This is a genomic window from Rhodobacter sp. NTK016B (assembly GCF_017303295.1).
Classification (GTDB): domain Bacteria; phylum Pseudomonadota; class Alphaproteobacteria; order Rhodobacterales; family Rhodobacteraceae; genus Pararhodobacter.
Window position 1 is genome coordinate 1 of sequence record NZ_JAFKOK010000016.1, and the last position, 26877, is coordinate 26877.

The following is a 26877-nucleotide window of genomic DNA, read 5'->3' on the forward strand; positions in this document are numbered from 1 at the left end:
ACTGCGACCTAAGTCGTGGGAGAGTAGGTCACCGCCAAACCTGATAAGAAACAGAAAATCATTCTATTGCGATAGTCATTCATACAAACGAGCCGCCCTTCGGGGCGGCCGTTTGCGTTTCGGGCACTGATTTCATCGCGATGGCTTTGCCCCGAGACGCGTCAGGCCATTTGCTGCAGGTTGGCGATCATCTTTTTCATCACATGGATGAACACCTCGATATCTTCGGGGGCGATCCCATGGATGAGCTCACGTTCGCGTTCAAGCGCTACGTCAAGCATGGCCTCGTACAATGCGAGGCCACGGGCATTGAGTGTCCATGTCTTTCGCCGCAGATCCTGTTCGGTCGCCTCGTGTTCGAGATAACCCAGCGCGTCGAGCTTGGACAGCGAGCGGCTGGCAGCGCCTTTGTCGAGTTCGATGATCTGGCAGATGCGGGTGGCCGAGGCGCCGGGTTCCATCACCACACTGGACAGAACGCGCCAGTCGACGATGCCGATCCCGAAGCGTTCAAGGTAGAGCGCGGATGAGCCCCGCGCGAGCTTGTTGTGCACCACGGTGATGAAGTAGGGCACGTATCGGCTGATATCGAGAACGGTCTGGCCGTCACGGATATAGGTCGAGGCTGAAACACTGTCTTCGGGGGCCGTTAGGCTCTCGTTTGGCTGGGTCACAAATCACCTTGCTCAGCGAGGGTAGAATTCAGGTCTTCTGAACCGCTGCGCAGAGCGGGGCTTCCGTGCCCTGCACGGTCCATAATCATACGATGAACGCCCGGGTATGGATCTGTGATCGACCCGCTTCGAACGTTGCGAAATAGTTACTATCTCCGGCTCGACGCCGCGCCGCGCCGTGAATGCGGGGCTATTTTGTTGTCCTGTCGTTGAAGGGAAGCATGCGCATCCGGTTGAAGGGGAGGGCGCAAGTCGGGACGCTGCGCCGTCTCTCGGGATGACGACAGGAGCACCGAAAACGGCTCGGCAACAGGGATGGTGAATGAGTGATCCATCGGAACCGTCCCTTCTGTTACAATACATTCACACAACCTGAAGTGATAGGGTAACTGAGTTACCTAATCCGTCAAGCCCCTAGGTTGTGTGCGGAATGCAAAAGGCCCGGTCGGTTGACCGGGCCTTTCGTCGTTCTGCGGTAGGGTGGGGGGCCTTAGCGGCTGAATTTCTTGTATTTCACGCGCTTAGGTTCGACCGCATCCGGGCCGAGGCGGCGGATCTTGTCTTCTTCATAGGCTTCGAAATTGCCTTCGAACCATTCGACACGGGCCTCGCCTTCGAAGGCGAGGATATGCGTGCAGAGACGGTCGAGGAAGAAACGGTCGTGCGAAATGATGATCGCATTCCCGGCGAAGTCTTCGATCGCGGCTTCCAGCGCTTGCAGGGTTTCGACGTCCAGATCGTTGGTCGGTTCGTCGAGCAGCAGCACGTTGCCGCCTTCTTTCAGCAGCTTGGCCATGTGCACGCGGTTGCGTTCCCCGCCCGAGAGCAGGCCCACCTTTTTCTGCTGGTCGCCGCCCTTGAAGTTGAACGCCCCGCAATAGGCGCGGCTGTTGACCTGCGCGTCGCCGAGTTCGATCAGCTCGGCCCCGCCCGAGATCTCCTCCCAGACCGTGGCGTCGGGATCGAGCGCATCGCGCGACTGGTCGACATAGGCCAGCTTCACGGTATCACCCAGCGCGACGGTGCCCGAATCCGGCTGCTCATTGCCGGTGATCATGCGAAACAGCGTTGATTTGCCGGCGCCGTTGGGGCCGATCACACCGACGATGGCGCCGGGCGGGATCGAGAAGGACAGGTTCTCGATCAGTTGGCGGTCGCCGTAATGTTTGCTGAGATTCTCGACCTCGATCACCTTGCCGCCCAGACGGGGGCCGTTGGGAATGATGATCTGGGCCTTGCCCACGCGTTCCTTCTCGGACTGATCGGCCATTTTCTCGTAGGCCGAGATACGCGCTTTGGACTTGGCCTGACGAGCCTTGGCGCCGGCGCGGATCCAGTCGAGTTCCTTTTCCAGAACCTTCTGCTTGGCCTTGTCTTCGCGTGCTTCCTGCGCGACGCGCTTGGCCTTTTGTTCCAGCCACGAGGAATAGTTCCCCTCGTAAGGGATGCCGCGCCCGCGCTCGAGCTCGAGGATCCACGAGGTGATGTCGTCGAGGAAGTAGCGGTCGTGCGTGACGCAGAGGATCGTGCCCTTGTACTCGATCAGGTGCTTTTGCAGCCAGGCGATGGTCTCGGCATCGAGGTGGTTGGTCGGCTCGTCGAGCAGCAGCATGTCGGGCGCTTCCAGCAGCAGCTTGCACAGCGCCACGCGGCGACGTTCACCACCCGACAGCTTGGCGACATCGGCGTCGTCGGGCGGGCAGCGCAGGGCCTCCATCGCGACATCGACCTGACTGTCGAGATCCCAGAGATTCTCGGCGTCGATCTCGTCCTGAAGCTGGGCCATTTCCTCGGCCGTTTCGTCCGAGTAATTCATCGCCAGTTCGTTGTAGCGATCAAGCTTGGCCTGTTTCGCCGCGACGCCCAGCATGACGTTACCGCGCGCATCAAGGGTTTCGTCAAGCGCGGGTTCCTGCGGCAGATAGCCCACCTTGGCCCCCTTGGCAGCCCAGGCTTCGCCCGAGAAGTCCTTGTCGATCCCGGCCATGATGCGCAGCAGCGTCGATTTACCGGCGCCGTTCACGCCGACGACACCGATCTTCACACCGGGCAGAAAGTTCAGGCGGATGTTTTCGAAGCATTTCTTGCCGCCGGGATAGGTCTTGGACACGCCATCCATGTGATAGACGTACTGATACGAGGCCATGTCAGCTCCAGTGTTTTGGGCGCCAGTATGTGGGGCCAGATATAACGGGAATTTGCAGAGATCCCTACAGGCGCAGGGCCTTGGCTGCAAGCGCTGGCTCTTTCCCTTGCGCCCCGGCGGCGGCATAATGACGCCGAGATTTATGGATTTGGCCCCGCTGTGAAACCTGACGCGATCGAGATTACACAGCCTCTCATACCGGAGACATTCATGCCCTTCGATTATATCGGCGGCGGTACCATCGTGCTTCTGCTTCTTGCGCTTTTCATCATCCTGTCGATTTTTCTGGGCGTGCGGATCGTGCCGCAATCGCAGAAATTCGTGGTCGAGCGGTTTGGCCGCCTGCGCGCGGTGCTGGGGCCGGGGATCAACCTGATCGTGCCTTTCATCGACACGGTGGCGCACAAGGTGTCGATCCTTGAGCGTCAGCTGCCCAATCAGCAGCAGGACGCGATCACCTCGGACAACGTGCTGGTCCAGGTCGAGACCTCGGTCTTCTACCGCATCATGGAGCCCGAAAAGACGGTCTACCGGATCCGCGACGTCGATGCGGCGATCCTGACGACGGTGGCCGGTATCGTGCGCTCGGAAATCGGCACGATGGAGTTGGACGAGGTTCAGTCGAACCGCGCGCGGCTGACGCAGAAGATCGGCGCCTCGATCGCGGATGTGGTCGATGACTGGGGCATTCAGGTGACGCGGGCCGAATTGCTGGACGTGAACCTTGATGAGGCCACGCGCGCGGCGATGCTGCAGCAGCTCAACGCCGAGCGCGCCCGCCGCGCCGCCGTGACCGAGGCCGAGGGTAAACGCCGCGCGGTCGAGCTGGCCGCAGACGGTGAGCTTTACGCCGCCGAGCAGGCCGCCAAGGCCAAGCGCATCAGCGCCGATGCCGAAGCCTACGCGACCGGCGTCATCGCCGAGGCTATCGCCCGCAACGGGCTTGAGGCCGCGCAGTACCAGATCGCCATCGCGCAGGTCGAGGCGATGAAAAACGTGGCCGAGGGCGAGGGCAAACAGACCATCGTTTTGCCCGCGCATATGATCGATGCCTTCGGCGACGCGTTCAAGCTGCTGAAAGGGCGCGGGTGATGGAAGATTTTTGGTGGATCTGGATCGCCGCCGGACTGGGGCTGGCGATCCTTGAGGTGATCGTGCCGGGCTTTCTGTTCGCGGGTTTCGCGGTGGGCGCCGTGATCACCGGCGGGCTGGTCTGGATCGGCCTGCCCTCGACCGAATGGATCGTGGATTCGCTGGTCCTGTCGCTGCTGCTTTTCGCAGTGATTTCGGTCATCGCGTGGCTGGTGATGCGGGCGGTGCTGGGGGTCCGGCAGGGCCAGATGAAGCGCATCGACCACGACATCAACGAAGACTGAAACGGGGCCTTGCGGGGCCCTTTTTGCGATCTGTCCGCCGTTACCGGGCGGACGAGAACAGCGTCTTGCGCACGACATTGAGGTCGAAGCAAAAGCTCCAGTGCCGCTGGTACATCATGTCGATGCGCGCCTTGCGCGGCACGCAATTGCGGACATAGACGGCGTCGGTTTCCTGGCGCGAGGCGGTGCGGCCCAGCAGCATGTATTCGTGGCGCGAGTAATAGATCGTCGCGAAGCCCGTCAGACCAGGGCGGCATTTCAGGACTTCGTTATAAATATCGGGATAACGCTCGACATATTGCCGCAGCGGCGGGCGCGGTCCCACGACCGAGATGTCGCCGCGCCACAGGTTCCAAACCTGTGGCAGCTCGTCGAGGCGCTTCTTGCGCAGCCAGCGGCCGATGGGCGTGATGCGCGCGCTCTTGTCGCCGCCCGAGACGCCGCTATCGGTCGGATCGACCTTCATGCTGCGGAATTTCCACAGGCTGAAACCCTTGGTCGGGGATTTCATCCGCTCGCCGCCATAGAAGATCGGCCGCCCATCCGTAATCAGGATGGCCAGCGCGATGACCGCGATCATCGGCGCGACGATGGGCGTGATCATCGCTGCGGTCCACAGGTCGAAAGCGCGTTTGAGCGGGTTCATGACGGCTCCTTGCAGGCGCGCCATTCTGCGATCATCGTCTCGGGCGCGCTGTCGGTATCGGCGAAGGGAAAGAGCTGTTCAAGCTGCGTCGTATCCAGCGTCAGCGCGGCGATGGCACCGGGTGGCGCGAGCTGGCGTTCGACCGGCAATCCGGCCGCAACGGCAAGGTCGGCCATGTCCACCGGGCGGGGCGTCCCGATATTCAGCACGGGCGGCAGGGCAGGGACCTGCGCCAGCCGCTGCAGCAGCCGGGCGAGGGTCTGCGGCCCGATATAGCTGCGCCGCGGGCCGGTGCCATCCGCGAACTGGTCCAGCAGCAGCGGGCGGCGCGGATTGGTCAGCAGCGCGTCCGCGCCCGCGACATTGCCGATGCGCAGCATGGTGACGCCTTGCGCGGCGCAGGCCCGCTCCATCGCCAGCTTGGCCTCGCCATAGGGGTTGGCGGGCCGGGAGTCGTCGTCTTCGGACCACGGTTGCGCGCGGCCATGGCCGTAAACGGCCGAGCTTGAGGCCAGCAGCACGCGCCCGATCCCGACGGCGCTTGCGGCCTCGACCGCGGCGCGGCCCAGGGCGACGTTATCCTCAAGCCGCGCGCCGGGGCCGGGGGTAACGCCCGCCAGCATGCACAGCGCCTGCGGCTTGCCGTGGCGCGCGCAGTAATCGACCAACGCCTGCGGGCCGTCGAGCGGCGCCCAGTCCAGATCGGCACCCGACCCGCGCTGCGACCAGAGCGCCTTGTCGAGCGGCGCGCGGCGCAGAAGGCGGGCGACGCGGCCATTGGCGCCGGTGATAAGCAAAGCTGTCATGCGTCCTGATTGCCATGGCGGCGGCGGCAAGGCCAGCGGGCAGGATGCCGTTCTGGCCGCAGAAATTCATTGACTGACCGTACGGTTGATGAAAAAATCACCCCCGGAGCGCAGGGATGCGCAGGGAGGAAAACATGAGCGAATCGGACACCGTGCTGGTGCGCCTTGAGGCGGGCGTGCTGCATGTGACGCTGAACCGCCCCGAGCGGCTGAATTCATTCACCGAAGAGATGCACGCCGCGCTGCGCGCAGCCCTGACCCGGGCCGAGGCGGAGGCCCGCTGCGTGCTGCTGACGGGCGCGGGGCGCGGCTTTTGCGCCGGGCAGGATCTGGGCGACCGTGATCCGCGCAAGATGGACGGCCCGCCCGATCTGGGCGACACGGTGCGCCGTCTCTGGGCGCCGCTGATCCGGCAGATCAAGGCGCTGCCGATGCCGGTGATCTGCGCGGTCAACGGCGTGGCGGCGGGCGCGGGGTCGTCGCTGGCGATTGCCTGCGACATTACCTTTGCTGGCGAAAGCGCGAAATTCATCCAGTCTTTCAGCAAGGTTGGCCTGATCCCCGACACGTCGGGAAGCTGGCACCTGCCCAAGCTGCTGGGCCCGCAACGGGCGATGGGGCTGGCCCTGACCGCCGAGCCGCTGCCCGCGCAGAAGGCCGCCGATTGGGGGCTGATCTGGAAATGCCTGCCCGACGCGGCGCTTATGGACGAAGCGGGCGCGCTGGCTGCGAAATTCGCGGCGGGGCCGACCTTTGGCTATGCCTCGACCAAGCGGGCGATACAGGCGGCGGCGACCAATACGCTCGACGCGCATCTGGAGTTGGAAGAACAGCTGATGAAAGCCTGCGGCGAAAGCGCAGATTACGCCGAGGGCGTGGCCGCGTTCCTCGACAAACGGCAGCCGGAGTTCCGCGGCAAATGACCCCCGATGAACTGGCACAGGCCTGCGCCGATGCGATGTGGGCCGATGACAATGCGACCCAGCACTTGGGGATGGTGTTGTCCGACGTCCGGGCGGGGCAGGCGGTAATGACCATGATTGTGCGCCCCGAAATGACCAACGGGCACAAGATCTGTCATGGCGGCTATATCTTCACCCTGTCCGACAGCGCCTTTGCTTTTGCCTGCAACACCTACAACCAGCGGGTCGTCGCGCAGATGGCGCAGGTGACCTTCCTTGCCCCCGCTTTTGAGGGCGACGTGCTGCGCGCCGAGGCGCGCGAGGTCTGGCGGCAGGGGCGCGGCGGTATCTACGACATCAGCGTGACCCGGCAAGACGGCGTCAAGATCGCGGAATTCCGCGGCCATTCGCGTACCGTCAAGGGCACGCATCTACCCGAGGAGTGAGACATGGAAGACCTGTCACCCCGTCCCGGCGATCTGGAGCCGATCGAGACAGCCTCGCGCGATGAAATCGCCGCGCTGCAGCTTGAGCGCCTGAAATGGTCGCTGAGCCATGCCTATGAAAACTCGTCTTTCTACCGCAAGCGGTTCGACGATCACGGCGTGCATCCCGACGATCTGAAAACCCTCGCGGATCTGGCGAAATTCCCGTTCACGGTGAAAACCGATCTGCGCGACAATTATCCGTTCGGCATGTTTGCCGTCCCGCGCGAGAAGATCGCCCGCATCCACGCCTCGTCGGGGACGACGGGCAAGCCCACGGTCGTGGGCTACACCGCGAAGGATATCGACACCTGGGCCGATCTGGGCGCGCGGTCGATCCGGGCCTCGGGCGGCCGTGCGGGCGATATCGTGCATGTGGCCTATGGTTACGGGCTGTTCACCGGTGGCCTCGGGGCGCATTACGCGGCCGAGAAACTGGGCGCGACGGTGGTGCCGGTGTCGGGCGGCATGACCGAGCGTCAGGTCACGCTCATTCAGGATTTCAAGCCGCGCGTCATCATGGTGACGCCCAGCTACATGCTGTCGATCCTTGACGAATTCCATCGTCAGGGGATCGACCCGCGCGAAAGCTCGCTGGCTGTCGGCATCTTCGGGGCCGAGCCCTGGACCAACGCCATGCGTCGCGAGATCGAAGACGCGTTCGACATGCATGCCGTCGATATCTACGGCCTGTCCGAGGTGATGGGGCCGGGCGTGGCCAATGAATGCGTCGAGACCAAGGACGGGCTGCATATCTGGGAAGACCATTTCTATCCCGAGATCATCAACCCCGAAACCGGCGAGCCGGTCGCCGATGGTGAGATGGGCGAGCTGGTCTTCACCACGCTGACCAAAGAGGGCCTGCCGATCATCCGCTACCGCACGCGCGACCTGACGCGGCTGTTGCCGGGCACCGCCCGCTCGATGCGGCGGATGGAAAAGATCACCGGGCGCTCGGATGACATGATCATCCTGCGCGGCGTCAATGTCTTCCCCACGCAGATCGAAGAGCAGATCCTGAAATGCTCGGGCCTTGCGCCGCATTTCCAGATCGAACTGGCGCGCAAGGACCGCATGGATGTCATGGTCGTCCATTGCGAGGCGACCGAGGCGGCTGCGGGGACCGAGGCCCGCGCGGCATCGTCCAAGGAACTGGCGCATCACATCAAGTCGGTGGTGGGCGTGTCGACGAAGATCACCGTGCACGAACCCGGCGGGGCGCCGCGCTCCGAGGGCAAGGCCAAGCGCGTGGTCGACAACCGGCCCAAAGAGTGACAGCTCGGTCCCGCGCGCGGCCCCGGTGAGCGCGCGCGGGACAGGCAAGGCGGGAGGCGAGCGATGGCGCGCACCAGAGCGGCGGATTTCGAGGACAAGCAGCGCGCGATCCTGTCGAGCGCGGCAGATGTTTTGGCCGAGCAGGGCATGGACAAGGCGTCGATGGCGCAGATCGCGCGTGCGGCGGGCGTGTCCAAGGCTTTGTTGTACCATTATTATCCGGGCAAGGATGCGCTGATCTTCGATATCATCCGCACCCATCTGTCCGAGCTGGACATGGCGCTGGAACAGGTCGACGCCTCGGATTGCGCGCCGCGTGAGCGGCTGCGCATCCTCGTCGGCGCGGTGCTGGAATGCTACCGCGACGCCGATAATTACCACAAGGTTCAGCTCAACGGCACGCCGACCCTGCCGCCCGAGCAGAAGGACGAGATCCACGCGATCGAACGGCGGGTCGTCAGGCGCTTCTCGGTCCTGCTCGCCGAACTGCGCCCGGACCTTCCGGCCGAGACGCTGATGCCGGTCACCATGTCGCTCTTCGGGATGCTGAACTGGGTCTATATGTGGTTTCGCGACGGTGGGGCCGTCACGCGCGAGGATTACGCGCAGATCGCGACCGCGCTGGTGCTCGACGGGCTCGATGGCGTGCCGGCGCTGCGCTCGGGCAGCGTCACTCGGTAACGAGCGGCGCCAGCGCTTCGCGCAGCCGGGCGCTTTCGCTCAGCAGGGTCGAACTGCGCTGCACAAGGCCCAGCCGATCGAAAACCGCGCCCGGATCGGCGGGGACCACGTCTTCGGGCGGCGTGGCCGGGGTGTCGTCCGCCCTTTCGGTCTGGTCTGGCTGAGGCGTCTGCTCTGATGCCGTTTGAGCGTCGGGTTCGGTGCCCCCCTGTTCCAGCGCGATCTCGGCATGGCCCGGATCGCGGCCCAGAAGCGGGCCGATGGTTGCCGCATCGGCCTCGGCGGGCGAGAGTTGCTCGACCCGCCGCCAGTCACCGGCAAGGATCGCCGCACGCAGCGCCGCATCGGTGATGCCCAGTTCGGCAAAAGCGCGCGCCGCCGCCGCGTGGTCGCCCAGCCGGTCCATTGCCGCCGCGCGGACCTGTGCCGCCTCGGCGCTGTCATCGTCGCCCAGAAGCACGAGCGCGCCTTGCGCATCGTCGGTTTCCAACGCCGTACGGGCCTGCAGGATGCGCGCCTGCGCCGCAGCCGAGCCGTGCGCCAGATCGCGGGCAGGCAGCGCCAGCCCCAGATCAAGCAGGCGCGCGGCAAGGGCTTCGCGCGTCGCCTCGCTCAGCTCCGGATCGCGCCAGTCGTCGCGCGCAAGCACCGCCTCGGTCAGCGCGAAATCGGTGCCGTTTTCGGCCAAAGCCGACCAGATCGTGTCGCGCAGATCGGTGATCATCTGACGGTTCTCGCCCGTCTCGGGCATCCAGGTTTCCAGCCTGTCGAGCGCCGCGAAGGCATCGGTATGCGCGCCCGAGCGGGCATGCAGCCGGATCACCGCTGCCATCATTTCGGGCCCAGAGCCGCTCGACCGCTCGGTCGTTGCCAGAACCTCGGCCGTGGCGAGGTAATCGGCGCTGAGCGGCTGGTCGGTGTCTAGCGCAAGGTCGAGCCGGGTTGTCACCGTGTCGGTATCGCTGCCCCCTTCATGGTCGAGCCGCGCAATCGCGTCTTCCGCCAAGCCCCGCGCCCGGTCGAGCCGGGCTTCGAGCAGCGTGATCTGTTCGGGCGGGATGCGCCCTGAGCGCTGCAGCCGGTCCGCCACCACGCGGGCCGCATCGACCGCCCCGGCCTGTGCCAGCATCGTGCTCAGGTCGATGCCGATCAGATCCTGCAAGGCGTTGGGAAGGTTGATGAAGGTCAGGGCAATGCGATCGGCGTGGTCGCGGATCAGCGCCGGATCAGCGCCGGCAAGAACCGCCAGAACCGACGCGGTGCCGCCGCATTCGACGCTCTGCGCCAGCTGCATCCGTGAATTGGTCGAGCGGTCTTCGAAGATGTCGGCCATCCCCAGCAGGAATTCCTGTCCCTCAAGCGGGGTTTCGGCGGCGCCGATCAGCGCGCGGGCCTCGGCGCCGAAGCCGACGGCGAGGTAAAGGCCCACGAGGTCACGCAGCGCCTGCGGATCGGGCTGGTCGAATTCGCCGTAGAGCGCGCGCGACAATTCACCGAAACGGGTGTCGAAATCACCGACATCGCGCGCGATGACAGCGTCGAGTACCTCGCTGCCGTCGCATTGCGGGGGGCGGGGCGGGTCGGCCAGGCGCGACGGGTCGTCGCGGTCGAGCACCGAGGTGACGCGCATGTTGGACGGGAAATCGGCGGGCGCCTCTTCCGGGCCCGAGAGCAGCTGCGTCGAGGGCATCGGCGCGTCGACCGCCGGGTCGAGCACCCCCTGTCCCAAAGCTGTCGACAGGATCGCACCCAATTCGCGGCCCAGATCCTGCAATTGTGCGTCCTCTTCGGGTGTCGCCGGTGCGTCGGAAACCGGTTGCGCGGGGCGGCTGCGCGCCAGCGCGGCACCGGCGGCGCGCGCGGCGGCCATGGGGTCCGGACGTGAAGCTCCGACAGGGCGCGGCTCGGGCCGGCTGACGGGACGGGGCTCGCGATCCGGCGACGACGGGGCTTCGGGACCCTGGGGCGCTGCGTCTGAGATATCGAGGATCAGCAGACCCGGTCGATCCTCCCACGCGCGGATCGGGCAGTCGCAGGCGAGATCGAGCCTTATCGTCGACCCATCGGCGCCGATATCCGCCAACCGGTCGCGTGGGATGCGCTGAAAAACGCGGTCGAGCCGGATGCGCAACGTGTCGGCGCCCAGGGTGAGCGTGCGTGTCCGACCGTCGGGGCTGAGCGACCACGGCGTGTCCGGCGGCAGGGGCACCACGAGACGCGTGAAGCTGTCATGCTCGCCCGCATAGGGGGCGACGATCTGGGCCGCGGCGGGCGCGGCGAGCAGCAGGACGGCGAATGGCGCCAGAGCGCGATGAAGGGGCATCACGCCGCCTCGCGTTTGAGCGCGCGCATGGCCTCTTCGAGATCGCCATAGCTGGGGCGCACGTGGTGAGGCGTGTTCTGGCGCCCGACCTCGATGCACATATTGGCGGGGTGGTTGTGCAGATTGGCGATCAGCACTTCGCGGATGAGCTTGTAGAAATGCGCATCCTCCTGCACCACCATCGCCATCTTCGCGGCAAAGGGACCGACGAAGCCATAGGCGAGGAACACGCCCAGAAAGGTACCGACCAGCGCGCCGCCGATTAGGCCGCCCAGCACTTCGGGCGGCTGGTCGATGGCTGCCATCGTCTTGATCACGCCCAGAACGGCGGCGACGATGCCGAGCGCGGGCAGACCATCGGCGACCGTCTGCATTGCGTGGCTGGAATGAAGCGCGTGATGCAACGAGGCTTCCATGCGCTTGTCGAGTACTTCCTCGACCTGCATCGGATCGTCGTAGCTGAGCGTCATCGAACGCAGCGTATCGCAGATGAGTTCGGTCGCTTCGTGATCCTTCAAGACCTTGGGATACCGACTGAAAATCTCGGAACTGTCGGGCGCTTCGATATGTTCTTCCAGCGCGACGGGGTTCTGGCGCGCAAGGCGGATCAATTCGAAAAGCAGGCACAGCAATTCGCGGTAATCCTGCGGTTTCCACGCCGCGCCCTTGAACACCTTGCTGATGTCTTTCAGCGTTTGCTTAACCCCTGCGCCGTTATTGGCGATCAGGAAGGCGCCGACGGCGGCGCCGCCGATCATGGTCATTTCATAGGGCAGCGAGTGAAGGATGATGTCGAAATGCCCGCCAGCCATGACGAACCCCCCGAACACCATCACGAATACGACGACGATGCCGATGATTCCAATCATGACGCACTCCGATATTCCTGGATGAGTAGGGTGACAAAAGGGCGTTAAGAAAGCCTGACCGTCCGAGGCGTGTGACCCCCGAAAGGCCGTCGCGTACCCGTCATTCGCGCGGGACGAGGGCATTGCGCCCGGCGACGATGGCGCTGAGCGCATAGGCGAGGCGCGGTTCCATCCCGGCAAGGATATCGGCGGCGCTTTGCGGCTCAAGCCGGGCGAGGAAGCCGGCGGCGAATTCGGGGTCCATCTCTGTGAACACGGCGGCGGCGTCCTCGGGCTTCATCGAGCCGAAGACGGCGACGAGGCGGGCGATGTCGTCCTCGGCCGCGCGGTCGGCCAGCGCCATCGTCGCCGACAGATCGGACTCGGCCGATTGCAGGGCGTCAATTTGGGCGCGCAGGCGCTCTTCGGCGGCGGCCATCAAGGCGGCGCGTTCTTCGAGCTGCGCCTCGCGCTCGGCGACCTGACGCTCACGTTCGCGGATCTGCAGCGAGAGTTCCGCGTCGCTTGTCGGGCTGGTGCGCAGCGGGCGCAGCGGGTCGGCGGGAAGCTCGGCCTGCGCGGGCTCGACCGGGGCCGGATCGCGGGCCAGCGCCTCGGGTACCAGCGGGGCCAGCCGCAGCGCGCCGCCCGAAACGAAGAGCAGGGCCAGAAGCGGCAGCACGCGGGCGGCCCGGCGACCGGGGCGGCGTTTGGGCCGGGACTTCGCCGGGCCGCCCTTTGGTGCCGTCGCCGGGGCAGGGCGCCGGGACGCTGGCGCGGCACTTCCGGCAGGGGCGGCTTTGGGGCGCGCTGGCATCAGCGGCTCTCAGCCGCTTGTGCGGTCTGACGGCGGCGCAGAACGCGCGCGCGGGCCGGGGCTTTCAGAGGGGCGTCGTCATCCTGACCCTCGTCCGGTTCGCCCAGCGGCGCGCGGCGTCCGGCGCTGGCAGGCCAGGGGCTGGGCGGACGGGCCGAGCGCAGCGCCGCAGTTTGCGGGGGCGTTGCGGCGGCGGGATGCCGGGCCACGGCATTGCTGCCGGGATCGCGCGGCGGGTCTTCGGGCAGGTCGTGCATCGAGGCGACCAGCAATTCGAGCTTGCGTGCCACGGCCTCGGCGCGGGTCGTCTGGGCGTCGAGCCGCGAGCGGGTTTTGCTCGAGGCCTCACGCGCGGCGTCGAGTGAATGCGACAGGTCGTCGACCTGCGTCGAGAGCAAGGCGATCGCGCTGCCCATCCCGCCTTCGAGCGAGGCCAGCGCCTTCAGCCGGCGCGAGAGCACGACGCAATAGGCGGCGGCACCGAGCGTCGCGGCGGCGAGCAAGAGGTTTGACATAAATTCCATTGTTCAGGCCCTCAGTTGATGACGAATTCCATGATGAGCAGGTCGTTGACCATGCCCGGCCCGGTCACGATCTGGACCCGGCGCAACATCTGCGCGCGCAGCCGCATCAGCGCGGCGGGCTCTTCAAGTTCATAGGGATCGAGCGCGCGCAGATAGATGTTGAGCACGTCGATGATGCGCGGCAGCACGTTCTGAACCGCGCCCGCCGCACCGGGCATGACGGCAAGTTGCGCGAGAAAGCGCAGATGACGCGTCTCGCCGCGCTGGCCGATGGTGACCACGATCGGCGCCAGCGGCACGTAACCGGCCGCGCCGCCATCGCCCCCGTCACCACCGCCATGCCCGTCATCGGCGGGCGCGGCGCCGTGGCCGCCCCCCGCGTCGGCCGGGGCAGCGCCATGGCCGTCCTCCGCCGGGGCGGCGTGTTCGCCCCCCTCGCCGCCGCCGCCCAGAAGCGAATCAAGCATCCCCGAATAGGTGACGAAGAATCCTCCGCCCGCCCCCAGAAGCGCCAGCACGAGGCCGATGATCAGCGGGAGTTTGGATTTTTTCTCAGGCGTTTGGACGTCCGTGTCTGCGCTTGCCATGGGGAGGGTTCCTCGAATCCGGATCTGCGTTGCGGGGCTGTTCCGGCATTCGTTTTCGCATGAGGTGGCTAACCGATTGTTAATCGAGATGGTGCAAGGATCAGGGCATCGGGACAGAACGTCCGTGCAAAGGAATGGCCTTGGAACAGCTGCTATCGACCTGGAATTCACTCGAGCCGAGGCGCCGGATCATCGTCGCTCTCGCCGCCATCGGGGTGTTCGCCGCCGTGCTTGGCCTGACCCGTCTGGCGACCGCACCGGGCATGGCGCTGCTCTATGCGGGGCTCGAAGGGCCGCAATCGGGCGAGGTGATTCAGGCGCTGGACCAGCGGGGCGTGGCCTATGAGGTGCGCGGCGACGCGATCTATGTGGATGCGACCCAGCGCGATGAAATGCGCATGGCGCTGGCCGCGCAGGGGCTGCCGGCGAATTCGTCCTCGGGCTATGAATTGCTCGACGGGCTGACCGGCTTCGGCACCACCGCTCAGATGTTCGACGCCGCCTATTGGCGCGCGAAAGAGGGCGAACTGGCGCGCACGATCATGGCCAGCCCGCATATCCGGCAGGCGCGGGTGCATATCTCGCAGGGCGCGGCGCAGCCGTTCCGGCGCGATGGCGAGATGTCGGCCTCGGTCACGGTGACGCCGGTCGGCCCTGCGCTGTCGCCTGCGCAGGGACAGGCGCTGCGCTATCTGGTGGCCGCGGCCGTGGCCGGCATGCGCCCCGAATCGGTCGCCGTGATCGATTCGGCGGGCGGCATGGTCGTCGCCGAAGAGGAAGGCCCCGACATGCAGGGCAACGACCGCGCCGAACAGATGCGCCGCAATGTCGAGCGGCTGCTCGAGGCGCGTGTGGGGCAGGGCCGCGCGGTGGTCGAACTGAACATCGAAACCGTCACCGACCGCGAAACGATCACTGAACGGCGGATCGACCCCGAGGCGCGCGTGCCGGTCAGTCAGGAAACCGAAGAAAGCACCCAGACCAGCAGCGATACCGGCGGCAGCGGGGTTACGGTGGCCTCGAACCTGCCCGACGGTCAGGCGAATGCCACCGATGGACGCTCGGAATCGCGCGAACAGACCTCGCGCGAACGCATCAGCTGGGAGGTCAGCGAAACCAGCCGCGAGCTTGAGCGCGGGCCGGGCGCGATCCGGCGCCTGACGGTGGCGGTGCTGGTCGATGGCGTGCGCAGCACCGATGATGCGGGCGTCGCGCAATGGGCGCCGCGCTCGGACGAAGAGCTGTCGGCACTGCGCGAACTCGTGGCCTCGGCCGTGGGGTATGACGAGGCGCGCGGCGACGTGATCACGCTGCGCTCGCTGGAATTCGAGCCGGTCTCGACCGAGCTGGGCACGGCGGGCGTGCAGAGCTGGCTGGCGATGCTCGACGTGATGGGGCTGATTCGGCTCGCCGCTCTGGCCATCGTGGCTCTGGTGCTCGCGCTCTTCGTGCTGCGCCCGATCCTGAAGGGCGGCGGCGGTTCGGGCGGTAATGCGGCGATGGCCGACGACGACGACGACCCGATGGCCGGATTTGCACCGATGATCGCCATGGCACCCGGCCTTAGTGGCGAGATTGACGGCGATTTCAGTGGTTCGGATTCGGGCGACAGCGAGGATTCGGTCGAGCGTATGCGCCAGCTCATCGCCGAGCGTCAGGATGAGACGATCGAGGTTCTGCGCGCGTGGATGGATGACACCGAGGAGGCCCGCTGATGTCGCAACCCCTGCGTCTTGAGGTCTTCGAAACTGCCGATACCGTGGACGGCCCGGTCCTGATGACCCCCGAAGAGGTCGAGGATCTGCGCCTCAACGCCTATGAAAAGGGCTATGTCGCCGGCTGGGACGATAGCGGGCAGCAGGCCGATGCCGAAGCCAGCACCCGCCGCGCCGCGATCGAGCGGCAGGTCGAGCAGCTCAGTTTTACCTATCACGAGGCGCGCGGGCATATCCTGTCGGCGCTCGATCCCCTGCTGCGCGCGATTGCCGAGACGATCCTGCCGCCGATGGCGCGGGCTTCGGTCGTGCCGCTGATCATCGACCAGCTTCTGCCCCTGGCGCAGGCCGGGGCCGAGGCGCCGATCACCCTGCGCGTCGGGCCGGGCAGTGAGGCTGCGTTCCGCGAGGCGATGGAGGGCCTGCTTCTGCCGCCCCTCGACATCGTCGAGACCGAGGATTTGACCGAGGGACAGGCGGAATTCGCGCTGGGCGCCGCGCAGACGCGAATCGACCTGACCGACGCGGCGCTGGCCATCGCCACCGCCATCGACCGTTTCTATCAGATCCAGCCCGAGGAGAGCCAACGTGCCTGACAGCGAATCCCAAGACAGCGCCCCCGGCATCGGCCGCAGCGCATTTACACAGGTGCCCATCGAGATCGTCGTGGCCGTGGGCCGCGCCCGTCCGCTGGTGCGCGACCTGTTGAAATTGCAGCGCGAATCGGTGCTGCCACTGGACCGGCGGGTCGAAGACCCGGTCGAACTTTTCGTCGGCGACCGGTTGATCGCCCGCGGCGTGCTGGAAGAGCTGGAAGACGATCAGGCGGGCCAGATGGCGGTGCGGCTGACCGAGGTGGCCGACCTGTCGAACGGGTTGTGATCATGCCGGGAAAAGGCGTCCGGCAGTCACGCAACGCATTCTTTGCGGCGCGCGGTTCGGGCGCCGTCCGGTCCGTTTCGGCGGTGCTCTGTCGTGGGGACGAAAAGACAGAAGTCGATCCTTTCGCAGGTGACGAGCCAAAGGCTGCAACTCTCTTCCCGACCGATCACCTTCACCCGAATGCGCCTCGCTCCGGCCCGGCCCGCGCCGCGCGGTTCGGGCCAGCCATCGCATGGGCGGCCCTTTTTGCGCTCTTGCCCCTCGCCGCCCCGGCGCAGGAACTGACCTTGTCGATGGGCGATGGTGGCAGCCTTGCCGTGCGCTCGGTGCAGCTTCTGGTGCTGCTCACGCTGCTGAGCTTGGTACCCGGCCTGATGGTGATGGTGACCTGCTTTCCTTTCCTCGTCACCGTGTTGGCGATCCTGCGGCAGGCCGTGGGCCTGCAGCAATCGCCACCCGGAATGCTGCTGACGACGCTCGCACTGTTTCTCACCTATTTCATCATGGAGCCGGTCTTCGTCGCCGCTTGGGAGGCGGGCGTGGTGCCGCTGGAAGCGGGCAGTATCGGTATCGAGGAAGCCGCCAGCCGCGCCATCGAGCCGTTTCGCGCCTTCATGGCCGCCCGCACCGATCCGGCGACGTGGCAGGGCCTCGCCGATCTTCGCCCCGAGCCGCCCGCTTTCGGCGCGGACGGCCCGCTTTCGGTGCTGATCCCCTCGTTCCTGCTGTCAGAACTCAGCCATGCCTTCGAGGTGGGGTTCGTGATCTTCCTGCCATTCCTGATCATAGACCTCGTGGTCGCGGCGGTCCTGATGTCGATGGGGATGATGATGGTCCCGCCGGCAATCGTCTCATTGCCTTTCAAACTGGCCTTCTTCGTGGTGGCAGATGGCTGGACGCTGGTCTCGGCCTCGCTGGTGCGGGGATATTTCTGAGGCGCCGGAGGCGAGCGGTGAAAGGGGGCCGTCTGCCCCCTCTTGGCCTTGCGGCCAATTCACCCCCGAGGATATTTTCGGATCAAAGATGCGCGGTTAACGGTGTGTTAAGGCCTCATCTTTGTTCCTTAAGTATCCACGGAGGGGGTCCGGGGGAGGGGCGTGCCTCTCCCCCGGGGATCGCCATCTGTGCGCGGCCGGGCGGGGGCGGTCGCCGTCGCCATGCGGAGCCGCCGGGCGCAATCCCGCCTTCAGCTCCACGTGACGTCGCCCAGGAAGATATAGCCCGCGCCGTAGATCGTCTTGATCAGTCGCGGGTTCTTGGGGTCTTCGCCAAGTTTCGCGCGCAGCCGTGAGATTCGGACATCCATCGCGCGGTCGAAGCTTTCGCCCGCCGCGCCGCCCAGGCTTTCCTGCATCTGGTGGCGCGAGATCAGGCGTTTGGGGGCTTCGAGGAACAGCCGCAGGACTTCGCCTTCGGCGTGGCTGAAAGGAACCTGCGTGCCGTCTTCCGCAACCAGCATGTATTGGTCGAACTGCGCTTCCCAGCCGTTGAAACGCGCAAGGTTGGCGCTGATTTCCGGTGCGGCGCGCGACTTGCGCAGGCGGGCGCGGATGCGAGCCACGACCTCGGCCGGCTCAAAAGGTTTGATGATGTAATCGTCAGCGCCGAGTTCCAGCCCCGTGACCCGGTCGGCGGTATTGGCGCGGCCCGAAATGATGATGATCGTCGCCCCCGATTCCAGCGCCAGCCGGTGCACCAGCGCCAGCCCGTCGCGGTCGGGCAGCCCCAGATCGACGAGGCAGACATCGGGCGCGGTGCGTTTGAGCGCGGCTTCGAAATCCGAGGCGCGGGAATAGGTCGAGGTTCGGAACCCGGCCTCGGTCAGTGCATCGGCGAGGATGCGGCGGATTTCGGCCTCGTCGTCGAGGATCGCCACATGCGGCGCCGCGTCTGCGCGCGGGCGGGACGAGGTGGCCGAGGGCGCGGCGGGGTGTTGCATCACGAGGGTTCCGGCACTGAATTCTGAAGAACGGGATCGCCGCTGAGGACGCGCAGAAAGGCAGTCAATTCGCGGGCGTCGAAGGGTTTGGCGAGAAGCGGATGAAGCTGCGCGGCCGCACGGTGCAGCGGATCCGAGGCGGGAAGCGAGGTCATCAGCCCCGCTGCCAGCCCCGGTCGTTCCCGCGTGAGTGCCGCGAGCAAGGCGAGGCCGGTTTCACCGTCCTTCAGCTGGATGTCGGACAGCACGATACCGATTTCCGGCAATTGCGCCAGGGCGCACGCATCGGTGGCATTCTCCGCCTCGATCACCCGGTGGCCGAGACCGACCAGCATCTCGCGCACATGGGTGCGGATTTCAGGGCTGTCCTCGACCAGTAGCACGAGCCGCGACGGGTCGGCCTCGCCGGTGGGATCGGCGGCGGGACGCAGCGGCAGGCGCAACGTCACGCGCGCGCCGCCGGCCTCGCGATTGGCCAGCCGCACCGAGCCGCCCCCCAGCGTAGCGTGGTCATAGACCATGGCAAGGCCCAGCCCGGACCCTTCGCCACCCTTGGTGGTAAAGAACGGGTCGAGCCCGCGGCGCAGTGCTTCGGGCGTGAAGCCGGGGCCGTCATCCTCGACGGTGAGTTCCAGCCACGTATCCTGCACGCGGTGCGCGGTGAGGGTGATCGTGCCCTTGCCGGCGTCGCGGCCGGTGCGCCCCGCCTGCGCACTCAGGATCGCGTCGCGGGCATTGAGGACGAGGTTCAGAAGCGCGTCCTGCAGCGCACCCTGATCCAGCATCACGCGTCCCAGCCCCTTTTCGAGCGCGATCTCGAAGCGCAACCCGTCGGGCAGAGACGGCGAGGCCATCATGCGCAGATCGTCAAGCAGGGGTTCCAGCTCGGTCGGCGCGGGTTTGAGCGCGCGCGCGCCCGAGATCTCGCCGATCCGGCGCAAAAGCGTGCCGCCGCGCCGCGCCGCCGCAAGCGTACCGCGGACAAGGTCGGCGGCCTCGGGCGGGAGGTCGGGCAGGCGCGCGAGCTTGTCCTGCTGCCCAAGAATGATGGTGAGCAGATTGGCGAAATCATGCGCGAGCCCCGAGGTAAGCTGCGCCGCCAATTCGCGCTTGCGGGTCTGCAGCAGGGCCGCGCGGGCCTGTGTTTCGGCGGTGATATCGGTCGTCAGCAGGTAGACGCCGCCATCGCTGCCGCGCGCGCCGTCGTTTGTCGTGTTGCGCGGATCGGGGGTCATCACAACACGGATGCGTCGCCCGCTGTCTTCATGCGTGAGCTCGCGCACCGAAGCTTCGCCTTCCAGCGCGCGGTGCATATGCGGCATCAGGCTGGTGGCCAGCTGCGGGCCGACCGCTGCGGCGAATTCCATCCCCACGACATTGGCGGGCACCCCGGGCACCAGCGACGAAAGCCGCCGGTTGGAATAGGTATAGACCAGATGGCGGTCGAGATGGGCGATATGCGCGGGCATCATCTCGGTCACCAGGCGTGTGCGCGCTTCCATCTCGGTCAGTTCGCGCTGGGTTTCAGCCAGAGCGGCATTGGTCGCCGCCAGTTCGCGGTTGGCCATGCTCAGACGTTCGGCATGGGCCAGAAGCTGATCCGACAGCTCTTCGGACCGCGCGCGCAGCAATTGCTCCTGCAGCTTGATCTCGGTGATATCGGTATAGACCGTGACCCAGCCACCCTGCGCCAGCGGCGCGCCCTCGACCGACACCCAGCGGCCATTGGCGCGCTCGCGCTCCATGTAATGCGGGCGAAAGGCGCGGGCGGTCTCGACACGCAGGCGCACGGCGGCCTCTTCGTCGGATTGCGGCCCGTATTCGCCGCGCTGGACTAGGAAGCGGATCGTGTCCTCGAAGGCCGCGCCCGGCCGAACCAGCGCGTCGGGCAGGCCGAACATTTCCTGATAGCGCGGATTGCAGACCGCAAGCCGCAGATCGCTGTCGAAGATCGACAGCGCCTGCTGGATCAGCGTCAGCCCGGCGCGGGTGAGCTTTTCGAACGTGTCACCCGAGGGGGAGGGCGAGGGCGAGGGGGGCGGGGCCTGCATGGCGCGACGCTATCGCCTGCGCGGGGGGTCAGTCCAGCACTTCGCCGGGTTCCAGACCCCAGACATCCGCGCGCGAGATCCAGCCGCGGGTGCCGTCGATGCTGACGCGGCACCAATCGGGGTCGCATTCCATGATCCGGGCGACAACGCCGGCTTCCAGATAGGCGACCTGCGGCGCATCGCCGCGCGGGCGGCTGCGCAGCGAGGCCATGTCGGTAAGCACCAGCACGGTGCGCACGCCCGAAAGTAGCGAGTAATGCACCCAGCCGCCTTCGCCCTCGGAATCCTCGACCCGGCGCCAGTGTTCGAATTCGCCGGTCACGCGCACGGGAAGGTCGCGGCGCTCATAGATCCAGTCAACGCGGTGGGTTTCGGACGGGCCGCGCCGGGCAAAGGCCCGCGAGGTCTTGATCGAGACGAATCGCGGCAGGGGGAGGTTGGTGACCGGGCCGGTGGCGGGCATAGGCTGGCTTTGTGGGCGGGCCGGCTCGGTTTCGGTCTGGGTTGCGGGGGCGGCGGCGGCCTGGCTTTGTGCGCGGGCGGCGCCCAGCGGAGACGCGCCCAGAAGGACGCCCAAAGCGGCGATCGCAAATACGTTTCGCATTCTGTCCTGCCCGGCCCGCTTGCGCGGGTCTCGATGCGCCATGGCCGCCCGTTCTGCCACCCAGCGCGGGGCGGTTGCGCAATTTTATTTCGCGCCGGGTCGTGCGGATGGCTTGTGCCTCGGTTCGCTCTGCGCCACTTTGCCAGCAGCCGGACGGATTTGAAAGACCCAAGGAGGTTTCCATGCCCCTCAAGCGCCTGAGTGTTGTCGTGACGCGACGCCTGCCCGACCCGGTCGAGACCCGGCTGAAGGAATTGTTCGACGCCGAGCTGCGCGACGACGATTCGCCGATGTCGCGCGAAGAGCTGGTCGCGGCGATGGCCCGCGCCGACGTGCTGGTGCCGACTTTGTGCGACCATATCGATGCGGGTATGCTGGGCGGCGCGGGCGAGCGGCTGAAGCTGATCGCCAATTACGGCGCCGGGATCGACCATATCGACGTGCAATCGGCCCGCCAGCGCGGCATTCTCGTGTCCAACACGCCCGGCGTGGTGACCGAGGACACCGCTGACATGGCGATGGCGTTGATGCTGGCGGTGACGCGGCGCATCCCCGAAGGGCTGGCCGAGATGCAGGCGGGCGACTGGCGCGGCTGGTCGCCGATGACGCATCTGGGCGGAAGAATCGGCGGCAAGAGGCTGGGGATCCTGGGCATGGGCCGAATCGGTCAGGCCGTGGCACGGCGCGCGCAGGCTTTCGGCATGCAGATCCACTACCACAATCGCAAGCGTCTGCGCCCCGAGATCGAGGAGCCGCTCGAAGCGACCTATTGGGAAAGCCTCGATCAGATGGTCGCGCGCATGGACGTGATCTCGATCAACTGCCCGCACACGCCCTCGACCTTCCACCTGATGAATGCGCGGCGGCTGAAACTGCTCAAACCCTCGGCGGTGATCGTGAACACTTCGCGTGGCGAAGTCATCGACGAGAATGCGCTGACCCGGATGCTGCGCGCGGGCGATATCGCCGGCGCGGCGCTCGACGTCTACGAGCGCGGCGCCGAGGTCAATCCGCGCCTGCGCGAGCTGCCCAACGTGGTGCTGCTGCCGCATATGGGCTCGGCCACGATGGAGGGGCGGATCGAGATGGGCGAAAAGGTGATCCTGAACATCAAGACCTTCGCCGACGGCCACCGCCCGCCTGACCAGGTGCTGCCCGGTATGCTATAACGGGATTGCTTACAGCCCAGCGGTCGCATGAGCGGCGAGGCCGGGGGATCCTCCCCCGGACCCCCTGGGATATTTTCAGATTAAAGATGGGCGGTAAGATTTGGTTAACTGCCCATCTTTAATCCGGAAATATCCTCGGGGGTGAATTTTCCGCAGGAAAAGAGGGGGCCGACAGCCCCCTTTCCGTGGCGCTTGCCAATTACGACTTCGGCCGGGGCGGACGCGCGGGTTTCGATCCGGGTTTCGCGCCCGCTTTGCCCGCCGGTTTGCGCGCAGGTTTGCCCAGACGGGCCGAAGGGTTGCGGGCCGCGTCGGGATCGATGCGCGGTTTCGCAGGGGCGCCGTCGGCGCGGGGTTTCTTCGGCTTGGCGTCGTATTTCGCGCTACGCGGCTTGTCGCCGTCGGCGGCACGCGGCTTCGCGCTGTAGGGTTTCGCGCCATAGGGTTTGGCGGGACGGTCGCCCTTGTCGGCGTCGCGGTTTCCGAATTCCCGGTTCCCGAATTCCTTGTTTGCGGGGCGCGGTTTGCGCGGGGCGTCTCCGTCTTCACGGCGCGGCTTGTAGGGGCGGTCGCCATCGGGGCGCGGGCCGCGCGCCTTGTAGCCGCCGTCACCCTCTTCGCGGCGGGGCTTGAAGGGGCGCTCGCCGTCCTTGCGGGGGCCGCGCGATTTGAAGCCGTCGCCATCGGGACGCGGGCTGCGCGGGCGCGGGGCCGGGCGTTCGCCTTCGGCGGGGGCTTCGGCCGGGGCGAGGCTGACCTCGCCTTCCAGCAGGCCTTCCTTGCCTGCCGCCGACCAGAAGCGGTCGGCGCAATCGGCGTGAAGCTGGGCCAGCGTGTGATCCTGATAGATCCGGATCGCGCCGATATCGGCCTTGGTCAGGTCGCCCGCGCGGCACAGCATCGGCAGCAGCCAGCGCGGTTCGGCGCGTTGTTCGTGGCCGACGCCGAGACGGATCCAGAAGCTGCGGTCGAACTCGGCCCGCGCGCGCGGTTTGGGGCCGTCGGCGGTGATCGGAACCACGTCCTCGGGCGCCGAGCGCCCGCCGAGATAGAGCCGGGCGACGGCCGCAGCCAGCGCGCGGGGCTCGAAGGTTTCGGTGAGCTGGGTGATCAGCGCCGCTTCGTCCTCGTTCTCGGGGGCGGTGAGGGCCGCGTCGGACATCAGCCGTTCGCTGTCGCGGGTCGAGACCTCGGCCGCAGTGGGGGCGGGGCCCCATTCGGCGGAGACGCCGGCAAAGCCCAGAAGGCGTTCGGTTTTCTTGCGCGCCGAGGACGGCACGACCAGAACGCTGACGCCCTTGCGGCCCGCACGGCCGGTTCGGCCCGAACGGTGCAGCAGGGTTTCCTTGTTCGAGGGCAGGTCGGCATGGATCACCAGTTCCAGCCCCGGAAGGTCAATGCCGCGCGCCGCAACGTCGGTCGCAACGCACACCCGTGCCCGGCCGTCGCGCATCGCCTGCAGCGCGCGCGAGCGTTCTTCCTGTGCCAGTTCGCCCGACAGCGGCACGACCGAGAAGCCGCGGTTGAGAAGCCGCGCCGTCAGGTGGTTGACCGCAGCCCGGGTCTTGCAGAAGACCAGCGCGTTCTGTGCCTCGTAGAAGCGCAGGACATTGACGATGGCGTGTTCGGCATCCTCGTTCGCGACGATCATCGCGCGGTACGAGATATCGCCATGCTGCTCGCGCGACGCCTCGGTGGCGATGCGCTGGGCGTCTTTCTGATAGGTCTGCGCGAGGCGGGCGATCTGCGGCGACACGGTGGCCGAGAACAGCAGCGTGCGGCGCTCTTCGGGCAGTTGCTGCAGAATGTATTCGAGGTCTTCACGGAAGCCCAGATCGAGCATCTCGTCGGCTTCGTCCAGCGCGACCGAGGTCACGGTCGACAAATCGAGCGCGCCGCGTTCGATATGGTCGCGCAGGCGGCCGGGGGTGCCGACAACGATATGCGTGCCGCGTTCCAGCGCGCGGCGTTCGCTACGCGCATCCATGCCGCCGACGCACGAGGCGATCACGCCGCCCGCCGCGCCATAGAGCCACTCGAATTCGCGCCGCACCTGCATCGCCAGTTCGCGCGTCGGCGCGATCACCAGCGCGCGCGCGGTGTCGGGCGGGGGCATCATATCGGCATCACCCATAAGGCTGTCGGCCATGGCGAGGCCGAAGGCCACGGTCTTGCCTGAGCCGGTCTGCGCCGAGACCAGCAGGTCTTTTCCGGCCACCTCGGGTGCCAACACTGCGGCCTGTACGGGCGTCAGTGTTTCATAGCCCTTGTCGGCGAGGGCGCGCGACAATGGGGCGGGCAGGGGAGGCAGGGCGGTCATGGCAGGTCCTTTTGGGTGAAGGCGCCCCAATACGCCCCGCGCGCGCTGCTGTATAGGGGAAGAATAGCAAGACAGGTAAATTCCGCCCATGCAAATAAGGGGGGCGGGCCTGCGGGTGGTACAGGAAAGCGAGGGACAATGGCGGTCGATTACCGGGAACGGCTCAGGCGGGTCTATGCCGCGATCCATGACGATCCCGCGCGCAGCTATTCGCTCGACGAAATGGCCGATCTTGCGGCGCTGTCGCGGTTCCATTTTCATCGCGTTTTCGCGGCGATGACGGGCGAGACGCTGGCCGAGGCGGTGCGCCGTATCCGGCTTAACGGGGCAGCGCATGCGCTGGTGCGTGACACGGCGCCGGTTGCCGCGATCGGGCGCGCACATGGTTATCCGTCGGCGGCCAGTTTCTCGCGGGCCTTTCGCGCGGCTTACGGCGTGACGCCGGCCCGGTTCAGGGCGCGCGGGCTGGCCTTGCCCGACGCGCTGAAGACAACGAAAGGAGGACAGGCGATGTTTCCGGTCGAGATTCGCAACGAAGCACCCCGGCGGCTGATCGGCCTGCCGCATCGGGGCGCCTATCATCAGATCAACCGTACCTATGCCGCACTGGGCGCTGAACTGGCCGCGCGGGATCTGTGGCGACAGTCGCGGGGCATGGCGGCGGTCTATTACAACGACCCTGCGCTCACGCCCGAGGGGGATCTGCAATCCTTTGCCGCGATCATGGTGGACGCGGATGTTCCCTGCCCCGATCCGTTGCAGAGCCGTGAGGTTGCGGGCGGACGTCACGCGGTGATGGTGTTCAAGGGGCCCTATACCGGCCTTGCGGCGGCCTATGACTGGCTGTTCGGGGCGTGGCTGACAGAGAGCGGCGCGGCCCTGCGCGATGCGCCGAGCTGGGAATTGTACCTCAACTCGCCCATGGATACCGCGCCCGACGCGCTGGAAACCCTGATTTTCGTACCTTTGGAGGACACGCCATGAAAGATCCGTTGTTGAATGGCAAGGCCGGTCGGATCGACCGGGTCGAGGTGCCCGCGATGCGCTTTTTCGCTATCGAGGGGCAGGGCGAACCGGGGGGAGCGGGATACGCGGCGGCGGTCGGGGCGCTGTACGCGCTGGCCTATGGCGCGCGATTTGCGGGCAAGGCGCAGGGCCATGACGAAAAGGTCGGACCGCTGGAAGGGCTTTGGTGGGCCGACGATATGAGCGTCTTCCGGGCCGGAGGCGACAGGGAAAGCTGGCGCTGGCGGATGATGATCCGCGCGCCGCAATGGCTGGACCCGGACGGGGTCGAGGCGCTGCGCGAAACGGCGATTGCCAAGCGGCGCAAGGATAAGCCGGAGGTGGCCGAGGCTCTGCCGGGCGTGCAACTCTGGCCCTATGCGGAAGGGCTTTGCCTGCAGGCGCTGCATGTCGGGCCCTATGCCGACGAAGGGCCGCTGATCGCGCGGCTGCATGCCGAGGCTTCCGCGCAGGGGCTGGCATTGACGGGCCTGCACCACGAGATCTACCTTTCCGATCCGGGCCGTACCGCGCCCGAAAAGCTCAGGACGATCTTGCGGCAACCCGTCGCGGCAGAGGCGTGATGACACAGCGAAGCGATCCGACCGATGCCATCCCGGAGACCACGCTTGCAGCGCTGGGGGCGATGCCCGAGGCCGCGCGGGCCGGGGTGCATGCACTGCGGCGGATGATCCTGCGTGTCGCCGCAGAAGAAAACACTGCCGTCCGTGAAGAGCTGCGCTGGGGCCAGCCCGCATTTCTGTCGCCCAAGGGCACGACGATCCGCATCGGCACGCACAAAGCCGCGCGCTTCGCGTTTTTCGTGCATTGCCAGACAAGCCTGATCGACGACTTCCGCGCGGGGCCGGGCGCGGCCATGGCGTTCGACGGAACGCGCGGCGTGCTGTTCAACGATCCGGACGAGATCGACGCGGCGGCGATGACGATCCTGATCCGCAACGCTTTGAGCTATCGCCAACCGCGTCGCTAGGGCCTGCGGGCTGAGACATTTCCAACCTTTGACTCACTGATGGGCCGCACCTCGCGCCGTAACCTTGTCTTCTTCAGGCAGAAGGGTTCTCGGGGCGCCGTCAGGGCGGTT

At 66.5% G+C, this 26877-nt stretch carries 27 protein-coding genes; 14 read left to right on the forward strand and 13 right to left on the reverse strand.

Going from position 1 to position 26877, the window contains the following annotated elements:
- Window positions 1-161: 161 nt before the first annotated feature.
- Together JI664_RS24185 and ettA are read right to left on the reverse strand one after the other, a co-directional pair.
- The gene (locus tag JI664_RS24185; RefSeq protein WP_207015382.1) at window positions 162-674 is read right to left on the reverse strand and encodes a MarR family winged helix-turn-helix transcriptional regulator; all 513 of its coding nucleotides are present in this window, start codon (window positions 672-674) and stop codon (window positions 162-164) included.
- 490 nt (window positions 675-1164) lie between these two features.
- Window positions 1165-2820, reverse strand: a complete 1656-nt coding sequence (gene ettA / locus JI664_RS19130; RefSeq protein ID WP_207015383.1) for an energy-dependent translational throttle protein EttA — start codon at window positions 2818-2820, stop codon at window positions 1165-1167.
- A gap of 210 nt (window positions 2821-3030) precedes the next feature.
- On the opposite strand from ettA, the gene JI664_RS19135 reads away from it, so the two are divergent.
- The gene (locus JI664_RS19135) at window positions 3031-3912 is read left to right on the forward strand and encodes an SPFH domain-containing protein (RefSeq protein ID WP_207015384.1); all 882 of its coding nucleotides are present in this window, start codon (window positions 3031-3033) and stop codon (window positions 3910-3912) included.
- Complete coding sequence (locus JI664_RS19140; RefSeq protein ID WP_207015385.1) at window positions 3912-4196, forward strand: NfeD family protein; 285 nt, start codon at window positions 3912-3914, stop codon at window positions 4194-4196. Before JI664_RS19135 ends, JI664_RS19140 begins: the two co-directional genes overlap by 1 nt.
- 40 nt (window positions 4197-4236) lie before the next feature.
- On the opposite strand, the gene JI664_RS19145 is transcribed toward JI664_RS19140, so the two are convergent.
- Both JI664_RS19145 and JI664_RS19150 read right to left on the reverse strand, forming a co-directional pair.
- Window positions 4237-4842: a sugar transferase gene (locus JI664_RS19145; protein ID WP_207015386.1), complete on the reverse strand. Its 606-nt coding sequence runs from the start codon at window positions 4840-4842 to the stop codon at window positions 4237-4239.
- On the reverse strand, window positions 4839-5648 hold the full coding sequence (locus JI664_RS19150) for an NAD-dependent epimerase/dehydratase family protein (protein WP_207015387.1): 810 nt from the start codon (window positions 5646-5648) through the stop codon (window positions 4839-4841). Before JI664_RS19150 ends, JI664_RS19145 begins: the two co-directional genes overlap by 4 nt.
- Before the next feature lie 134 nt (window positions 5649-5782).
- Between JI664_RS19150 and paaG the strand changes: the two genes are divergently transcribed.
- From paaG to JI664_RS19170, 4 genes are all read left to right on the forward strand, one after another.
- Entirely contained in the window at window positions 5783-6571 is a 789-nt protein-coding gene (gene paaG, locus JI664_RS19155; RefSeq protein WP_286174188.1) for a 2-(1,2-epoxy-1,2-dihydrophenyl)acetyl-CoA isomerase PaaG, read from the forward strand.
- Window positions 6568-6996, forward strand: a complete 429-nt coding sequence (gene paaI, locus JI664_RS19160; RefSeq protein WP_207015389.1) for a hydroxyphenylacetyl-CoA thioesterase PaaI — start codon at window positions 6568-6570, stop codon at window positions 6994-6996. The genes paaG and paaI overlap by 4 nt, the downstream gene beginning before the upstream one ends.
- 3 nt (window positions 6997-6999) lie before the next feature.
- Window positions 7000-8310, forward strand: coding sequence for a phenylacetate--CoA ligase PaaK (gene paaK / locus JI664_RS19165; protein ID WP_207015390.1), 1311 nt, complete (start codon window positions 7000-7002; stop codon window positions 8308-8310).
- 63 nt (window positions 8311-8373) lie between these two features.
- Window positions 8374-8991, forward strand: coding sequence for a TetR/AcrR family transcriptional regulator (locus tag JI664_RS19170; protein ID WP_207015391.1), 618 nt, complete (start codon window positions 8374-8376; stop codon window positions 8989-8991).
- On the opposite strand, the gene JI664_RS19175 is transcribed toward JI664_RS19170, so the two are convergent.
- The 5 genes from JI664_RS19175 to JI664_RS19195 all read right to left on the reverse strand — a co-directional run bounded on the left by JI664_RS19175 (window position 8981) and on the right by JI664_RS19195 (window position 14090).
- Window positions 8981-11314: a hypothetical protein gene (locus JI664_RS19175; RefSeq protein ID WP_207015392.1), complete on the reverse strand. Its 2334-nt coding sequence runs from the start codon at window positions 11312-11314 to the stop codon at window positions 8981-8983. The two genes, JI664_RS19170 and JI664_RS19175, sit on opposite strands and share 11 nt — an antisense overlap.
- Window positions 11314-12183, reverse strand: coding sequence for a flagellar motor stator protein MotA (motA, locus tag JI664_RS19180; RefSeq protein ID WP_207015393.1), 870 nt, complete (start codon window positions 12181-12183; stop codon window positions 11314-11316). Before motA ends, JI664_RS19175 begins: the two co-directional genes overlap by 1 nt.
- Window positions 12184-12283: 100 nt before the next feature.
- Window positions 12284-12844 carry a MotE family protein gene (locus tag JI664_RS19185; RefSeq protein ID WP_207015394.1) on the reverse strand — a complete coding sequence of 187 codons (561 nt, stop codon included), beginning with the start codon at window positions 12842-12844 and terminating at the stop codon, window positions 12284-12286.
- A 134-nt stretch (window positions 12845-12978) separates the two neighbouring features.
- Entirely contained in the window at window positions 12979-13503 is a 525-nt protein-coding gene (locus tag JI664_RS19190; protein ID WP_207015395.1) for a hypothetical protein, read from the reverse strand.
- An 11-nt stretch (window positions 13504-13514) separates the two neighbouring features.
- Complete coding sequence (locus JI664_RS19195; protein ID WP_207015396.1) at window positions 13515-14090, reverse strand: flagellar basal body-associated FliL family protein; 576 nt, start codon at window positions 14088-14090, stop codon at window positions 13515-13517.
- A gap of 134 nt (window positions 14091-14224) precedes the next feature.
- Here JI664_RS19195 and fliF point away from each other — a divergent pair, with 134 nt between their 5' ends.
- From fliF to fliP, 4 genes are all read left to right on the forward strand, one after another.
- Complete coding sequence (fliF, locus tag JI664_RS19200; protein WP_207015397.1) at window positions 14225-15805, forward strand: flagellar basal-body MS-ring/collar protein FliF; 1581 nt, start codon at window positions 14225-14227, stop codon at window positions 15803-15805.
- On the forward strand, window positions 15805-16401 hold the full coding sequence (locus tag JI664_RS19205) for a hypothetical protein (RefSeq protein WP_207015398.1): 597 nt from the start codon (window positions 15805-15807) through the stop codon (window positions 16399-16401). The genes fliF and JI664_RS19205 overlap by 1 nt, the downstream gene beginning before the upstream one ends.
- Window positions 16394-16687 (forward strand): FliM/FliN family flagellar motor C-terminal domain-containing protein, encoded by a 294-nt coding sequence (locus tag JI664_RS19210; protein ID WP_349768748.1) that lies wholly within the window; start codon window positions 16394-16396, stop codon window positions 16685-16687. Before JI664_RS19205 ends, JI664_RS19210 begins: the two co-directional genes overlap by 8 nt.
- Window positions 16688-16941: 254 nt before the next feature.
- Entirely contained in the window at window positions 16942-17622 is a 681-nt protein-coding gene (fliP, locus tag JI664_RS19215; RefSeq protein ID WP_414707748.1) for a flagellar type III secretion system pore protein FliP, read from the forward strand.
- Window positions 17623-17873: 251 nt separating this feature from the next.
- Here the strand turns inward: fliP and JI664_RS19220 are convergent, their stop codons facing one another.
- Genes JI664_RS19220 through JI664_RS19230 form a run of 3 tightly spaced genes read right to left on the reverse strand, consistent with a single transcriptional unit; the run spans window position 17874 to window position 21281 of the window.
- Window positions 17874-18626, reverse strand: coding sequence for a response regulator transcription factor (locus JI664_RS19220; protein ID WP_207015399.1), 753 nt, complete (start codon window positions 18624-18626; stop codon window positions 17874-17876).
- The gene (locus JI664_RS19225; RefSeq protein ID WP_207015400.1) at window positions 18626-20677 is read right to left on the reverse strand and encodes a hybrid sensor histidine kinase/response regulator; all 2052 of its coding nucleotides are present in this window, start codon (window positions 20675-20677) and stop codon (window positions 18626-18628) included. The genes JI664_RS19220 and JI664_RS19225 overlap by 1 nt, the downstream gene beginning before the upstream one ends.
- 28 nt (window positions 20678-20705) lie before the next feature.
- On the reverse strand, window positions 20706-21281 hold the full coding sequence (locus tag JI664_RS19230; RefSeq protein WP_286174189.1) for an SH3 domain-containing protein: 576 nt from the start codon (window positions 21279-21281) through the stop codon (window positions 20706-20708).
- A gap of 182 nt (window positions 21282-21463) precedes the next feature.
- Here JI664_RS19230 and JI664_RS19235 point away from each other — a divergent pair, with 182 nt between their 5' ends.
- Window positions 21464-22450 (forward strand): 2-hydroxyacid dehydrogenase, encoded by a 987-nt coding sequence (locus tag JI664_RS19235; RefSeq protein WP_207015402.1) that lies wholly within the window; start codon window positions 21464-21466, stop codon window positions 22448-22450.
- Window positions 22451-22649: 199 nt separating this feature from the next.
- Here JI664_RS19235 and JI664_RS19240 read toward each other — a convergent pair whose 3' ends face one another.
- Window positions 22650-24770 (reverse strand): DEAD/DEAH box helicase, encoded by a 2121-nt coding sequence (locus JI664_RS19240; RefSeq protein ID WP_207015403.1) that lies wholly within the window; start codon window positions 24768-24770, stop codon window positions 22650-22652.
- Window positions 24771-24908: 138 nt separating this feature from the next.
- On the opposite strand from JI664_RS19240, the gene JI664_RS19245 reads away from it, so the two are divergent.
- The 3 genes from JI664_RS19245 to JI664_RS19255 are packed head-to-tail and all read left to right on the forward strand — an operon-like array spanning window position 24909 to window position 26766.
- Window positions 24909-25754 carry an AraC family transcriptional regulator gene (locus tag JI664_RS19245; RefSeq protein WP_207015404.1) on the forward strand — a complete coding sequence of 282 codons (846 nt, stop codon included), beginning with the start codon at window positions 24909-24911 and terminating at the stop codon, window positions 25752-25754.
- Entirely contained in the window at window positions 25751-26359 is a 609-nt protein-coding gene (locus JI664_RS19250; protein ID WP_207015405.1) for a GyrI-like domain-containing protein, read from the forward strand. Before JI664_RS19245 ends, JI664_RS19250 begins: the two co-directional genes overlap by 4 nt.
- The gene (locus JI664_RS19255) at window positions 26359-26766 is read left to right on the forward strand and encodes a DUF1801 domain-containing protein (protein ID WP_207015406.1); all 408 of its coding nucleotides are present in this window, start codon (window positions 26359-26361) and stop codon (window positions 26764-26766) included. Before JI664_RS19250 ends, JI664_RS19255 begins: the two co-directional genes overlap by 1 nt.
- Window positions 26767-26877 lie beyond the last annotated feature (111 nt).

Excerpts from the sequence above, each read along its gene's own strand:
- ettA (WP_207015383.1), bottom strand. The coding sequence starts at position 2,820 with ATGGCCTCGTATCAGTACGTCTATCACATGGATGGCGTGTCCAAGACC.
- JI664_RS19135 (WP_207015384.1), top strand. The coding sequence starts at position 3,031 with ATGCCCTTCGATTATATCGGCGGCGGTACCATCGTGCTTCTGCTTCTT.
- JI664_RS19140 (WP_207015385.1), top strand. The coding sequence starts at position 3,912 with ATGGAAGATTTTTGGTGGATCTGGATCGCCGCCGGACTGGGGCTGGCG.
- JI664_RS19145 (WP_207015386.1), bottom strand. The coding sequence starts at position 4,842 with ATGAACCCGCTCAAACGCGCTTTCGACCTGTGGACCGCAGCGATGATC.
- JI664_RS19150 (WP_207015387.1), bottom strand. The coding sequence starts at position 5,648 with ATGACAGCTTTGCTTATCACCGGCGCCAATGGCCGCGTCGCCCGCCTT.
- paaG (WP_286174188.1), top strand. The coding sequence starts at position 5,783 with ATGAGCGAATCGGACACCGTGCTGGTGCGCCTTGAGGCGGGCGTGCTG.
- paaI (WP_207015389.1), top strand. The coding sequence starts at position 6,568 with ATGACCCCCGATGAACTGGCACAGGCCTGCGCCGATGCGATGTGGGCC.
- paaK (WP_207015390.1), top strand. The coding sequence starts at position 7,000 with ATGGAAGACCTGTCACCCCGTCCCGGCGATCTGGAGCCGATCGAGACA.
- JI664_RS19170 (WP_207015391.1), top strand. The coding sequence starts at position 8,374 with ATGGCGCGCACCAGAGCGGCGGATTTCGAGGACAAGCAGCGCGCGATC.
- JI664_RS19175 (WP_207015392.1), bottom strand. The coding sequence starts at position 11,314 with ATGCCCCTTCATCGCGCTCTGGCGCCATTCGCCGTCCTGCTGCTCGCC.
- motA (WP_207015393.1), bottom strand. The coding sequence starts at position 12,183 with ATGATTGGAATCATCGGCATCGTCGTCGTATTCGTGATGGTGTTCGGG.
- JI664_RS19190 (WP_207015395.1), bottom strand. The coding sequence starts at position 13,503 with ATGGAATTTATGTCAAACCTCTTGCTCGCCGCCGCGACGCTCGGTGCC.
- JI664_RS19195 (WP_207015396.1), bottom strand. The coding sequence starts at position 14,090 with ATGGCAAGCGCAGACACGGACGTCCAAACGCCTGAGAAAAAATCCAAA.
- fliF (WP_207015397.1), top strand. The coding sequence starts at position 14,225 with ATGGCCTTGGAACAGCTGCTATCGACCTGGAATTCACTCGAGCCGAGG.
- JI664_RS19205 (WP_207015398.1), top strand. The coding sequence starts at position 15,805 with ATGTCGCAACCCCTGCGTCTTGAGGTCTTCGAAACTGCCGATACCGTG.
- JI664_RS19220 (WP_207015399.1), bottom strand. The coding sequence starts at position 18,626 with ATGCAACACCCCGCCGCGCCCTCGGCCACCTCGTCCCGCCCGCGCGCA.
- JI664_RS19225 (WP_207015400.1), bottom strand. The coding sequence starts at position 20,677 with ATGCAGGCCCCGCCCCCCTCGCCCTCGCCCTCCCCCTCGGGTGACACG.
- JI664_RS19230 (WP_286174189.1), bottom strand. The coding sequence starts at position 21,281 with ATGCGAAACGTATTTGCGATCGCCGCTTTGGGCGTCCTTCTGGGCGCG.
- JI664_RS19235 (WP_207015402.1), top strand. The coding sequence starts at position 21,464 with ATGCCCCTCAAGCGCCTGAGTGTTGTCGTGACGCGACGCCTGCCCGAC.
- JI664_RS19240 (WP_207015403.1), bottom strand. The coding sequence starts at position 24,770 with ATGACCGCCCTGCCTCCCCTGCCCGCCCCATTGTCGCGCGCCCTCGCC.
- JI664_RS19245 (WP_207015404.1), top strand. The coding sequence starts at position 24,909 with ATGGCGGTCGATTACCGGGAACGGCTCAGGCGGGTCTATGCCGCGATC.
- JI664_RS19250 (WP_207015405.1), top strand. The coding sequence starts at position 25,751 with ATGAAAGATCCGTTGTTGAATGGCAAGGCCGGTCGGATCGACCGGGTC.
- JI664_RS19255 (WP_207015406.1), top strand. The coding sequence starts at position 26,359 with ATGACACAGCGAAGCGATCCGACCGATGCCATCCCGGAGACCACGCTT.